Source organism: Acinetobacter gyllenbergii CIP 110306 = MTCC 11365, assembly GCF_000413855.1.
Taxonomy (GTDB): domain Bacteria; phylum Pseudomonadota; class Gammaproteobacteria; order Pseudomonadales; family Moraxellaceae; genus Acinetobacter; species Acinetobacter gyllenbergii.
This window is the reverse complement of the sequence record NZ_ATGG01000016.1, coordinates 127,925-141,905: the sequence shown is the minus strand read 5'-3', so window position 1 is coordinate 141,905 and position 13,981 is coordinate 127,925. Positions and strand designations below refer to the sequence as shown.

The following is a 13,981-nucleotide window of genomic DNA, read 5'->3' as shown; positions in this document are numbered from 1 at the left end:
ATCATTTGTTATTTGACATGCCCAGTCAGTGATTTATTTTAAGGCATTAGCCTTTATTGCTGAGTTCTTTTGATAGCTCATCCCAGCGTTGGTTTGCGACTTGCATAGCCTGCATCTTGATATGCCCAAAGCCACGCACTTCAGCAGGTAGTTCGGCAATCTGTTCTGCAACAACTAGATTATAGCTGTTTGGTGATGAAATCAGGGTTTCAACAAAGGCGATATAACGTTCTCGCCATGCCTGTTCATGTTGGCGCTCTTGCTGACGAGTAAATGGATCAAAGAAGCTTTCGCGCAGCCATTGTAAACGTGCCAGCAACATCATTGGAAAGCGCATCCAATAGCCAAAGATACGTTTACGGATATTTTGATCGGTACCCAAGGTCGGTGGTGCAAGATGATAGGAAAGACGGACACCACTTCCGAATTGTGATTCGATTGATTTTTTAAAGCTTGCACCTGTTAACAAGCGGGCAACCTCGTATTCATCTTTATAGGCCATGACACGATACAGTTGGGTTGCGATGGTGCTTGCCAATGCTTCAGGAAGCAATTTAGCCACTTCTTCTAACAGCATTCTGTAGCGATCTGCATAAGCCTCATTCCAATAGTCTTGCAGACGTATCGTGCGATCGTTGATGAGTTCTGTGAGTGTTTGTGGCGCATTGGTTCTTGGCAGGCTGGCGAGTAAAGCAGTGACTAAGTCTGGATCGCTGGCGAGATGGCAACCAATACGGAAGGCTTCAAGATTTTTGTCAATCGCCGTGCCATTCAGTTGGATGGCTTTTTCAATACTTTCACGTAACAGAGGAATTTGTCCTGATTGCCAAGCTATCCCCAAGAGCAGTTGATTGGCATAGATCGCATCGCCTAAAACTTGTGTTGCGATTCGTGCAGCAGGTAAGGAGAGCAGATTTTCTTTGTGGACACGGCCACGCAGACGATCAATTAAATCGTTAATCGGTGCATACCAGTCACGTTTGTTAATAAAGTCAGAGGTCGGTGAACCATCTTCATTGACGATTACCATCGCATCTTGTTTTAAACGGGATAGCGCGGCATTACTGCCTGCGACAATAGCATCTGCACCAATCAATAGATCACATTGATGTTCTGGAATTTTAGTCGATGATATTTGCGCATCATCTGCGGCAATTTGGATATAGGAATACACCGTACCGCCTTTTTGCGCCAGCCCAGCCATGTCCATGACACGGGTGGCTTTGCCTTCCAGATGGGCTGCCATACCCAGTAAAGCTCCAACGGTGACCACACCTGTACCGCCAACACCACCGACCATAATACGATTCGGCGTATCAACAAGTTGAGGAATGATGGGGCGTTCAGGCCAACCTGTCGCAAAACCTTCAAACTTGGCGGGGCGTTTCATATCTCGTGTATGCACGGTCACAAAGCTTGGGCAGAAACCTTCTACACAGGTGAAATCTTTATTACAGCTGCTTTGATTAATCTGACGTTTGGTGCCTAAAGTGGTTTCGACAGGTTCAATCGACAAGCAATTGGATTTTTTAGAACAATCACCGCAGCCTTCACAAATGTCACTATTGATATAAAGGCGTTCAGCTGGGTCTGGGTAAGCATCACGTTTACGGCGACGACGCTTTTCACTGGCGCAGGTTTGCACATAGATTAAAGCGGTGACCCCCGAAATATCACGTAACTCACGTTGTACTGCATCAAGATCATTGCGATGGCGGATTTCGACATGTGGCGCAAGGTGCTCTTCAGCATGGATCAGCTCAGGTTCATCCGTGACAATGACTTGTTTTTTAATACCTTCTGCATCGAGCTGGCGAGTCAATTGCGCGACACTGAGATGTCCATCAACATGCTGACCGCCCGTCATGGCAACCGCATCGTTATAGAGAATTTTATAAGTAATATTAATGTTTGCAGCGATGGCTTGTCGAATCGCGAGATAGCCTGAATGGAAGTAGGTACCATCACCGAGATTGGCAAAAATATGCTTTTCATTGGTGAAATGTGATGCACCCGCCCAACTGACACCTTCGCCACCCATTTGCGAAAAGGTTTCAGTGCCGCGATCTAGTGACACCGCAATATAGTGACAACCGATGCCACCCAGTGCACGGCTACCTTCTGGTACGACTGTCGAGGTATTATGTGGACAACCGCTGCAGAAATAGGGTTTACGCTCGGCCAAATCTAGTACACGGCGTGATTCTTGCTCAGCTTTATGCAGTAAATCGACACGACTCTGGATTTGCTGTCTTAAACTTTCAGGCAAATCTAATTTTAAAAACCGTGCTGCCAACATTTTGGCAATCGGCTCTGGTTGGAACTCGTAATGACCAATTAGCGGTGCTTCCTCAAATGAGGTACTCCATTCACCTTTACCATGAGGTGCTTTGCCAATCACATGCGGACGCTGTTCATCAGGTAGGGAATACAATTCGTCTTTAATTTGTACTTCCAGAATCGGACGTTTTTCTTCGACTACAATCAGTTCTTGTAAACCTTCGGCAAACTGACGCAGACCTTGGGGTTCTAATGGCCAAATCAGTGCAACCTGATAAACCCGTAATCCCAGTTGTTGCGCGGTTTCATTTTCAATGCCGAGGATGCGCAAGGCTTCAATGGTATCGAGATAACCCTTACCACTGGCAGCAATGCCGATACGGGCATGCTCACATGGCCATGTGATCTGATTGAGTTGATTGGCGCGCGCATAATCCAATACCGCGGGTAAGCGATATTGATAAAGCCGTTGTTCTTGTTGGATGCCATGATCTGGCCAGCGAATATGGATGCCGTCGGCAGGCAGCTCGATTTCAGGTAAAACAGGGGTGACACGATCGAGGTCGACAATGACCGAAGCCGAGGTTTCAACAATTTCACTGACCAGTTTCATTGAGGTCCAGACCCCAGCAAAACGTGACATGGCCACCGCGTGGACGCCCAAATCGAGAATATGTTGCACCGAAGTTGGATAGAAAATTGGAATACCACATCCCATCATCACATGTTCGGATTGATGAGGAACGGTCGACGATTTACAGGAATGATCATCCCCAAACAGGGCAACCACGCCACTATGTTCGGCGGTTCCTGCGAGGTTGGCATGGCGAAGTACATCGCCTGAACGGTCTACACCTGGGCCTTTGCCATACCACCATGCAGTAACACCATCATATTTGCCCTGACCTGCGAGGTTGGCTTGTTGTGTGCCCCAAATGGCAGTCGCCGCGAGGTCTTCATTGATACCGGGTTGAAAGACGACATGGTGATCTTTAAGTAAGCCTCCAATTTGCCAAAGGAAATTATCATAATTCCCGACAGGTGAACCGCGATAACCTGAAATGAAGCCGGCAGTGTGTAAGCCGTTCAATTCATCACGGCGAGTCTGTGCCAGAGGTAACCGAACCAGTGCTTGTATGCCTGTCATATAGGCTGAACCGTGATCACTGATATATTTATCATCCAGTGATACATCTTTGGTAGCGATCATTTTTGGAGTAACTTTTGTCGCTATATTCATTTATGTCTCCTTAGAATTGTGTGTAGTTTTGACTACTTTCTTTTTTCAACATCCGGTTGAATATTTGGAGTAAGTACATCTGAAGCAAAAGATTAAGTGGCTGCGTAATTAAAAAAAGCTGCTCAATCAATGTACATATTTGTCATTGTGGTTGATCCAGACTGGTGCAACAATGCGTAATTTAGAAAAAGATATTTACGTTATGCGCAAAAATCTTGATGGTGGATTGCTACATGCCATGCATGCCTTCCTGAAAGTGATTGATAGCGGGAGTTTTACGGCTGCCGCGGAGCAGATGGATCTCACAACAGCGCAGGTTTCTCGATTAATTAGTGAATTAGAAGGGCGTTTAGGTACAAAACTCCTACAACGCTCGACCCGCCAGCATGCCTTGACCGAAATTGGTGCAAACTATGCCGAACAGTGCCGTCAGGTATTGGCAATGGTGGAGGAATCTGAAGCCCAAGCCATGGGCATGGCCGCCAGACCACAAGGGCGGTTACGTGTACTGAGTATGGCCAGTTTTGGGCATCATTATTTAGCACCGATGATGGCGGAATTTTGTCAAAGTTATCCTGAACTGACCGTTGAATATCGCACTTCGCAAAATGTACCTGATCTATTAGGCAAAGGGATTGATGTCAGTTTGTATCTCACCGAGTCATTAGCTGATTCAAGATTTGTCGCGCGTCGAATTGGTACCATCTTTTCGGTGTTATGTGCATCACCTGCTTATCTGGAAAAGTATGGTGAACCTCAATCCTTGGATGATTTGCAAAAGCATGCCTGTTTACGTTTGGTCAATCCGTCAATTACCCCACAATGGCATTTGGTCAGTGAAAACAGCTGTTCTTATCAGATTGATATCACTGGGCCGTTAATTGCGGATACACCTGAATTGCTGCTGGATGTGGTACAGCAGGATATGGGGATTGCTTTATTGCCAACCTTTTCATCCATTGATGCGATTCGGGCAGGGCGACTCCGTCGTATTTTACCTGCTTGGCGATCACCTGATATCGGGGTGTATACCTTATTGCCATCTCGTCATTTTGTAGATGCAAAAACACGGGCATGGCTGGAGTGGGTCGAGCAGCATATTTCACCAAAAATACAGCAAGATACGGATTATTTTTTATAAGTAATTTGAGAGAGCGTTAGAAAAAGAATAATAAGGATTAAAATTAAAAAAATGCTTCTTTATAAAGAGGCATTTTCTACAGAGATGAATAATATATTTTTAAATCAATCGCATGAGGAGTTTAATCTCAATTCCTAAATAGAACGAGATAAAGCTGCGACCTGATGAGCTGAGCAAGCTTAATTGATTAAGCGTGTTGCTAGTTGATGAGAAAATACTAATCTATATATTGCTAAGCACATTTTGTCTGCCAATAGGCATTGGCATAATTCGATAAGCTTTTTCGGTTGAGTACATGACTAATATTCTGGCTGGCTTGCATCAGCTTTTCTAAATCAATACCTGTTTCAAAGCCCATATGCGAGAGTAAATAGAACAGATCTTCGGTGGCGACATTGCCTGAAGCACCTTTGGCATAAGGGCAACCACCCAGCCCAGCCAGTGAAGAATCAAACACACGAATGCCTTGTTGTAAGGACTGATAAATATTGGCAATCGCCATGCCATAAGTATTATGAAAATGTCCTGCCAAAACTTGGCTGTCGAGTTCAGCCAGACAAGCTTGCCAGACTTTTGCGACACGATCTGGTGTGGCGGTCCCAATGGTTTCGCCCAATGAGACTTCATAGCAGCCCATGTCATATAGTCGTTTCACCACATTCGCCACTTGCTCAGGCGCAATCGCACCTTCATAGGGACAATCAACGATACAAGAGACATATCCACGGACACGAATATTTTGTGCTTTGGCTGCACGCATGACATCGGCAAACTTTTCAAAGCTTTCATCAATCGAGCAATTAATATTTTTACGGGTAAAGCTTTCAGAAGCTGCGGTAAACACCGCAACTTCTTTGCATCCTACCGCTTGAGCAGTTTCAAAACCTTTGATGTTTGGTGTGAGCAGACTAAATTGCACATCGGTTGTTTGGGGTAATTGCTTAAATAGCTCATCACTCTGCGCCATTTGCGGCACCCATTTGGCTGACACACAGGAACCTACTTCAATTGATTTTAGTCCAGCATTGATCAGATCATGAATGAAGTTTAGGCGTTGTTCGACGCTTAACGTCTGTTTTTCGTTTTGCAGGCCATCACGCGGGCCGACCTCCACGATTTTGACAAATTCACTCATGCAACTTCCTCCTGTACAGGCTGAAATTCCACCAGTTCATCGCCAGCTTTGACCTGATCACCCACTTGAAAATAGGCATCCACAATTACGCCATCTTGCGGTGCGCGAATGGTGTATTCCATTTTCATGGCTTCAAGCGTCATTAAAATATCGTCTTTTTTCACGTTATGATTGGCACCAACCAGAACCTGAGTCACCACACCTGGCATGGGTGCTTTGAGGTGTCCTTGGTCTGCTTGGCTATCGTCCTGATGATAATTTTGGTGAATATAGCCAAATTTATGGCTTTGTCCGTTATGGAAGAGGGTGATGCCTTGCGGACTCTGGTTAAAAGACAATTTCTGTTGGGTACCATTCAGATGAATTACTGCTGTATGTGCATCGAGCAATTGTCCAGAAATCTGATAACTTTCGCCGTTATATTCAGCATTAAAACCATGCTCAGCCGAACTCAGCTTGATGTGAATGTTTTGGTCTAAATAGTTCAGTTTAATTTTTTGCTGGAACGCAATATTTAAACGCCATAACGCTTGTGCTTGCCATAATTGTTTTTGGCTAGCGCGATTGTTGTCGAGTTTACTCAGGAATTCGATAAAGACGGTGCTGACCACCAACTCAGGCTTAATTTGCTCTGGATGGAACAAGAAATCATGTTCACGCTGAATCAGATTGGTATCCAGTTTGGCCTGTTTAAATGAATCAGAACGAACAATCTTTTGCAGAAAGGCAATGTTGTTCCCTAGACCATCAACGTGGAATTGACTGAGTGCATGTTGCATTTGGATCAAAGCTGCTTCACGGTTTTTACCCCAAACGATCAATTTGGCAATCATTGGATCGTAATAGGTGGTGATTTCATCACCTTCTACAATGCCACTGTCGACCCGCACAAACTGGTTTTGCGTTGGGTAATGTAAATAGTCAATTTTGCCAATGGCAGGTAAGAAGCCTTTTTCGGGTTCTTCGGCATAAATACGCGCTTCAAGTGCATGACCATGAATCTGTAATTGATGTTGCAGTTTTGGTAGCGGTTCACCATGAGCGACACGCAGTTGCCACTCCACCAGATCTTCACCGGTAATCATTTCGGTGACAGGATGTTCGACTTGCAGGCGAGTGTTCATTTCCATGAAATAGGCGGTACCATCCTGTTCCACAATAAACTCGACTGTACCCGCACCGACGTAATCCACTGCACGGGCAGCATCAATCGCAGCCTGACGCATGGCATCCAGTTTTTCAGCTGGCATTTGCGGTGCAGGAGCTTCTTCAAGTACTTTTTGATGACGACGTTGTACCGAACAATCACGTTCAAATAAATGTACATAGTTCCCGTGCGTATCGCCAAACACTTGTACTTCAATATGGCGTGGTTGAATCACATAGCGTTCAATCAGCACATCGTCATTGCCAAAGCTGGATTTGGCTTCACGTTTACACGAGGCTAAGGACTGCAAGAAATCTTCACTACGCTCAACCAAGCTCATGCCTTTGCCACCACCGCCAGCACTGGCTTTGATCAGCACAGGATAGCCAATTGCATCGGCTTGCTGTTTTAAAAACTCGGCCTCTTGATTGCTACCGTGATAGCCGGGGGTTAATGGCACACCTGCTTTTTCCATTAAGGCTTTGGAAGTGGCTTTGAGACCCATGGCTAAAATCGCATCGACAGGTGGGCCAATAAAGCAAATATTATGTTGCTGGCAAGCGAGTGCAAACTGGTCATTTTCAGACAGGAAACCATAACCTGGGTGAATTGCTTGGCTGCCTGTATCAATCGCCGCCTGAATAATACGATCTACCTGTAAATAACTTTGTGTGGCAGGGGATTGCCCAATATAAATCGCTTCATCCGCCATTTTGACATGTTGTGCATTGGCATCTGCATCTGAATAGACCGCAACCGTTGCAATACCAAGTTTTTTTGCGGTACGAATCACACGGCAGGCAATCTCGCCACGGTTCGCAATTAAAATCTTTTCAAACATGATGATCGTCCTTAATTGTTGTTATTCGAGTGTGAAACCCATGCAGGCTGTTGTTTATTTAAAAAGGCATTCAAACCTTCTTTGGCTTCGCTGCCTTGACGAACTTGAGCAATATGTTGTGCAGTCTTTTGCAGCAAGTCATTGTTCATGGTCTGGTTGCTCACCATTTGAATCAGTTGTTTTGATGCAGACTGAGCCTGCGGGCCACCGAGTAACAGTGCATCAATAATTTCTTGAACTTTCTGGTCTAAGTCTTCTGCATCAGCGACTTCATGAGCCAAGCCAATCTGTTTAGCTTCCCGTGCTGAAATGCGTTCCGCAGTTAAGAAATAACGCGAAGCCTGTCGTGCTCCAATCGCACGAATTACATAGGGACTAATGGTAGAGGGCGCAAGGCCAAGTCGAACTTCTGAGGTGGCAAATTTGGCGTCAGTGCTGGCAATACAAATATCACAAGCCGAGGCTAACCCCATGCCACCACCAAAGGCAATGCCATGCACACGCGCAAGTGTCGGTTGCTTTAAGGTCGCGAGTGCATTCAGCATTTGTGCAAGTTTTAAAGCATCGGCTTCATTTTCTGCTGACGAAGCTTGACCTGCCTGTTTCATCCAGTTTAAGTCAGCACCTGCTGAAAAGCTTTTACCCCGTCCTGCCAAGACCACCACACGCACATCATCTCGGGTGTTGAGACTGTTAAAGCAGTCATGTAATTCTTCAATCACCGTAGTATTAAAAGCATTGTGCAATTCAGGGCGGTTCAGCCAAACATAGGCCACTTGACCGTGTTGTTCCAGTTGTAAAAATTGATAGCTCATAGACACCTCTTACATGCGGAACACGCCAAATTTGGTTGGCTGAATTGGTGCATTTAATGCGGCAGCAAGGCTTAGACCCAGTACATGACGGGTTTGAGCAGGATCAATCACGCCGTCATCCCAAAGACGGGAAGAGGCATAATACGGATGGCCTTGGTGTTCATATTGTTCACGAATCGGTTGTTTAAACTCATCTTCTTCCTGTGCTGACCACTGTGCACCTTTTTGCTCAATCTGATCACGTTTCAAGGTTGAGAGTACACTGGCAGCCTGTTCACCACCCATCACAGAAATACGCGAGTTTGGCCATGTCCATAAAAAGCGTGGAGAATAGGCACGTCCACACATACCATAGTTACCTGCACCAAACGAACCTCCAATAATCAGGGTCAACTTTGGTACATTGGCTGTGGCAACGGCCATCACCAACTTGGCACCATTTTTGGCAATGCCTTCATTTTCATATTGGCGACCGACCATAAAGCCAGTGATGTTTTGGATAAATAACAATGGGATATTACGTTGAGTACACAGCTCGATAAAGTGTGCGCCTTTTTGCGCAGACTCGGAAAAGAGAATACCGTTATTGGCAATGATGCCAACTGGCATACCGTACAAAGAGGCAAAACCTGTAATTAAAGTGGAACCAAAGCGAGCTTTAAATTCATCAAAACGTGAACCATCAACGATGCGCGCAATCACTTCACGGACATCAAAAGGTTTACGTGCATCACTGGGTACAACACCATAGAGTTCGTTGGCATCAAACAGGGGTTCATCTATCTGTTTGTTTAATTCATTGGGCTTTTTATTTAGATTGGCGACGATGTTACGGGCAATCGCAAGCGCGTGTTCATCATTTTCCGCCAAATGATCGGCAACCCCTGACAGGCGGGTATGTACATCACCACCACCCAAATCTTCACTGCTGACCACTTCACCTGTCGCGGCTTTCACCAAAGGGGGCCCACCGAGGAAAATCGTACCCTGATTACGCACAATAATGGTTTCATCCGACATGGCTGGCACATAAGCACCACCAGCGGTACAACTGCCCATCACTACCGCAATTTGGGCGATACCTTGGCTCGACATACGTGCTTGATTATAGAAAATACGTCCGAAATGATCTCGATCAGGGAATACCTCATCTTGCATCGGTAAAAAAGCCCCCCCTGAATCCACCAGATAAATACACGGCAAGTGGTTCTGTTCGGCAATTTCCTGTGCACGTAAATGCTTTTTTACTGTCAATGGATAATAGGTACCACCTTTGACGGTTGCATCGTTGGCAACGATCATGCAGGTCACACCATTGATCTGGCCAATACCTGCAATCACACCCGCAGCAGGAATGTCATCTTCATACACCTTATAAGCAGCCAACTGACCAATTTCTAAAAAAGCCGTGCCGACATCAATCAGTTGGTCAATACGGTCACGTGGTAAAAGTTTGCCTCTGGCCAAATGTTTTTGACGGGCATTTTCGCCACCACCAAGTGCGACTTTTTGTGCCACTTGTTTCAGATCGCTGACCAATGTTTGCATGGCATGTTGATTGGTTTTGAAGTCTTCACTTCGAACATTAATTTTGCTGTGTAATTGGTTCATAAGCTGTATCCTGATTTATGGTTATTATTTGGTTTCATTAAACAGTTCGCGGCCAATCAGCATGCGGCGAATTTCTGAAGTTCCTGCACCAATTTCATAAAGTTTGGCATCACGCCATAAGCGACCTGCTGAGAATTCATTGATATAACCATTCCCACCGAGGGTTTGAATGGTTTCACCTGCCATCCATGTGGCTTTTTCTGCTGCATATAGGATTGCACTGGCAGCATCTTTACGTAAGCTACGGTCATGGTCGGCTTTGTCACAGGCTGCACCAACCGCATAAACCAAGGCTTTACAAGCCAGCCAAGTGGAATACATATCGGCCAGTTTGCCTTGCATCAATTGAAATTCACCCAAGGCCTGACCAAATTGTTCACGTTCATGTAGGTAGGGAATCACTACATCCAAACAGGCGTCCATAATGCCTAACGGGCCAGCACTTAAAACCGCACGTTCATAGTCCAGACCACTCATCAGTACTTTGGCCCCGTTGCCAACACCACCGAGTACGTTTTCAGCAGGGACTTCAACATTGTCAAAAAATAGTGGATAGGTATTAGAACCGCGCATACCCAGCTTATCTAGGTGCTTACCATGGCTAAAGCCAGGCATGTTTTTTTCGATCAGGAAGGCAGTCATGCCTTTGGCACCTGCATGCGGATCCGTTTTGGCATACACCACCAATACATCCGCATCACCGCCATTGGTGATCCACATTTTTGAACCATTGAGAACAAAGTGATCGCCTTTTTGTTCAGCACGCAGTTTCATACTGACCACATCCGAACCTGCATTCGGTTCAGACATGGCTAAAGCACCAACAAAGTCACCTGAAATCAGCTTGGGTAAATACTTTTGCTTTTGTTGCTCGCTACCATTGCGGTTAATCTGGTTAATACACAAGTTAGAATGTGCGCCGTAAGAAAGACCAATAGAGGCAGATGCGCGCGAAATTTCTTGCAACACGATGATATGTGCTAGATAGCCTAGATTGGTGCCGCCATATTCTTCAGAAACGGTTAAGCCCATCAATCCCATATCGCCAAATTTCTTCCAAAGATGGGCAGGGAAGACATTGTCTTGGTCGACTTGTTGGGCAATTGGTGCAATTTCCTTGGCACAAAATGCAGCAACCGAATCTTGTAAGGCAATCAGTGTTTCATCTAGTCCAAAGTTCAAGCTACGTAGGTTCATTATGTTGTCATCCCAGTGATTATATTTGTTGTTCCATTAAGCGTTGTTGTGTGTGCTTAGGAACTACCTTACAATGAATTTTTAAAAAAGTGAATAGAGATTCATAAAATGATTTACAATTCACTTTATTTGTTAGAGAATAAAATTTATGAGCTATAAACGATCAACTTTAATGCAGGAGCGGATGGAACAAAATCGCAAATCGATTTTGAGTTCAGCCAGAAAATTAATTTCAGAAGGAGGATTCAAAGACGCACAGATACAAACCATTGCTGAGCAAGCAGGAGTCTCAAGTGGTTTGGTTTATCGCTACTTTGACAATAAAAGTCAGGTACTGATTGAAGTCTTGTCAGAAGCCATCAACACCGAGTTGTTGGTGATTGATGCCATTACAGAAAGTGATCTGACCGCGCAACAGAAGTTGCATAAAGCAGTTGCAACCTTTGTCAAACGGGCACTCAACAGCCCGCAGTTGGCCTATTCACTGATGTTTGAACCTGTGGATTCAAGTGTGGAACATGAGCGTTTTCGGGTAAAGCAGCTGATGAAACAAAGTATTAAAAAAATCCTTGCAGATGGAAATGCAAGTGGCGAGTTTGTTTTGGATGACTTAAACACAACCGCCATGTGTGTGGTCGGAGCGATGACCTATGTGGTGGTTGAACCTCTAGACCCTGCTCAAAATACCAAGTTTGATCAGACGCACAAAGACTATTTTTCTAAACAGATTGCTGACTTTTGTGTGGATGCAGTACAGAAAAAGTAGGGCAGACAGAACGGTTTAACATCACATCAATAGGCAGTTTGAAGAGTAGTTGCAGTCACAACAATTAGATCAGGTAAGAACAGAATTAAAAAAGAATCAAGGAGAATGATTCAATGCAACATGTACGGTTAAGCTATGCCTCTGGAACCAGCTCGCAGCCCCTGTTGGGGATGACGATTGGAGATAAATTTGATCAAGTCTGCCAGCAATATGCTGAGCAAGAGGCGATTGTCAGTTCACATCAGAACCGACGCTTAAGCTACAAAGAACTACAGCATGAAGTGAATGCATTTGCCTGTAGTCTGCTCAAGCTGGGTTTGAAAAAAGGGGATCGCTTGGCGATCTGGTCGCCGAATTGTGTGGAATGGACCGTGACCCAATTTGCCGCGTTTAAAGCTGGCATTATTTTGGTGAATCTGAATACCGCCTATAAAAGTCATGAACTGGAATATGTACTCAATAAAGTCTCCTGCAAAGGCTTGATTATTGCCTCACAGTTCAAGACTACAGATTATCAAGAATTACTCACTAAGATTGCACCTGAGCTGACATCTAGCTCCGATAAAGTGCTTCATTCAGCTCGTTTACCACATTTAAAATATGTGATCAAAATTGATGAGCAGCAGTATACCGGCATCCATCGTTTTCGTGATTTGCTTGAAACGCCGAATCAATCTCAGCTCGATGAGTTACAGCGCTTAGCCAAACAGTTGCAGTTTGATGAAACCATCAATATCCAATTTACCTCAGGCACAACAGGCAATCCGAAAGGAACCATGTTGACCCACCATAATATTTTGAATAATGGTTATTTTGTAGGTGAAGGGATTGGCTTAACGCCCCAAGATCGCGTCTGTATCTCAGTGCCTTTATTCCATTGTTTCGGTATGGTAATGGGCAATCTGGCCTGTATTACCCATGGTGCTACCATGGTTTATCCTGCGTCCGTGTTTAATCCGTTGGAAAGCTTAAAAACCATTGAGCAGGAAAAATGTACGGCGGCTTATGGTGTGCCGACCATGTTTATTGCCATTTTGGAACATGAGCAATTTGCCGAATTTGATTTGAGCAGTTTGCGTACCGGTATCATGGCAGGCAGTCCATGTCCGAGAGAAATCATGCAGCGTGTGATTGACCGCATGCATATGTCAGAAATTACCATCTGTTATGGCATGACAGAAACCTCTCCAGTTAGTGTGCAAAGTTATATTGATGATTCAATTGATAAACGAGTCAGCACGGTGGGGCATGTTCATCCACATTTGGAAGTTAAAATTGTTGATTTAGAGGGTGAAATCGTTCCGCTAGGGACACTCGGTGAACTTTGTGTCCGTGGTTATTCGGTCATGGCGGGGTATTGGGATGAGCCTGAAAAAACCAAAGAAGTCATCGACGCAGCAGGCTGGATGCACACGGGTGATATTGCTGAAATGGACGCTGAAGGCTTTGTCAAAATCAAAGGCCGAATTAAAGATGTGGTCATTCGCGGCGGAGAAAATCTATTTCCAAAAGAAATCGAAGACTTTTTATATACCCATCCCGATGTCTGCGATGTGCAAGTGATTGGTTTGCCCGATATGCGTTATGGGGAGGAGCTCTGTGCCTGCATCATTTTACACGAGCATCATCAAAGCAATGAAGACAGTATCCGCAGTTTCTGCAAAGAGCATATTTCACATAATAAAGTGCCACGTTACGTTAAATTTTTTGCTGAGTTCCCGATGACCGCATCAGGCAAAGCACAGAAATTTAAATTGCAGGAAATCATGCGGGCAGAGCTAAATTTGACTGCTGAAATTTTTGATTAA

9 protein-coding genes are annotated in these 13,981 nt (G+C 44.9%); 3 read left to right on the top strand and 6 right to left on the bottom strand.

The genetic code is table 11. The annotated features are described in order from the left end of the window. Window positions 1–46: 46 nt before the first annotated feature. A complete protein-coding gene (locus tag F957_RS09710) occupies window positions 47–3,520 on the bottom strand; it encodes an indolepyruvate ferredoxin oxidoreductase family protein (RefSeq protein ID WP_016541037.1) in 3,474 nt (1,157 codons plus the stop codon). A gap of 202 nt (window positions 3,521–3,722) precedes the next feature. Here F957_RS09710 and F957_RS09715 point away from each other — a divergent pair, with 202 nt between their 5' ends. Then, window positions 3,723–4,661 carry a LysR family transcriptional regulator gene (locus F957_RS09715; RefSeq protein ID WP_032860687.1) on the top strand — a complete coding sequence of 313 codons (939 nt, stop codon included), beginning with the start codon at window positions 3,723–3,725 and terminating at the stop codon, window positions 4,659–4,661. 232 nt (window positions 4,662–4,893) lie between these two features. Here the strand turns inward: F957_RS09715 and F957_RS09720 are convergent, their stop codons facing one another. The 5 genes from F957_RS09720 to F957_RS09740 are packed head-to-tail and all read right to left on the bottom strand — an operon-like array spanning window position 4,894 to window position 11,407. After that, window positions 4,894–5,796, bottom strand: coding sequence for a hydroxymethylglutaryl-CoA lyase (locus F957_RS09720; RefSeq protein WP_016541038.1), 903 nt, complete (start codon window positions 5,794–5,796; stop codon window positions 4,894–4,896). After that, on the bottom strand, window positions 5,793–7,784 hold the full coding sequence (locus tag F957_RS09725) for an acetyl/propionyl/methylcrotonyl-CoA carboxylase subunit alpha (RefSeq protein ID WP_016541039.1): 1,992 nt from the start codon (window positions 7,782–7,784) through the stop codon (window positions 5,793–5,795). Before F957_RS09725 ends, F957_RS09720 begins: the two co-directional genes overlap by 4 nt. Window positions 7,785–7,795: 11 nt before the next feature. Further along, a complete protein-coding gene (locus F957_RS09730) occupies window positions 7,796–8,599 on the bottom strand; it encodes an enoyl-CoA hydratase/isomerase family protein (RefSeq protein WP_016541040.1) in 804 nt (267 codons plus the stop codon). 9 nt (window positions 8,600–8,608) lie between these two features. After that, on the bottom strand, window positions 8,609–10,210 hold the full coding sequence (locus F957_RS09735) for a carboxyl transferase domain-containing protein (protein WP_016541041.1): 1,602 nt from the start codon (window positions 10,208–10,210) through the stop codon (window positions 8,609–8,611). A 24-nt stretch (window positions 10,211–10,234) separates the two neighbouring features. After that, the gene (locus F957_RS09740; RefSeq protein ID WP_016541042.1) at window positions 10,235–11,407 is read right to left on the bottom strand and encodes an isovaleryl-CoA dehydrogenase; all 1,173 of its coding nucleotides are present in this window, start codon (window positions 11,405–11,407) and stop codon (window positions 10,235–10,237) included. Between the two features lie 148 nt (window positions 11,408–11,555). On the opposite strand from F957_RS09740, the gene F957_RS09745 reads away from it, so the two are divergent. Both F957_RS09745 and F957_RS09750 read left to right on the top strand, forming a co-directional pair. Next, entirely contained in the window at window positions 11,556–12,173 is a 618-nt protein-coding gene (locus tag F957_RS09745) for a TetR/AcrR family transcriptional regulator (protein WP_016541043.1), read from the top strand. Window positions 12,174–12,286: 113 nt separating this feature from the next. Next, the gene (locus tag F957_RS09750) at window positions 12,287–13,981 is read left to right on the top strand and encodes an AMP-binding protein (protein WP_016541044.1); all 1,695 of its coding nucleotides are present in this window, start codon (window positions 12,287–12,289) and stop codon (window positions 13,979–13,981) included.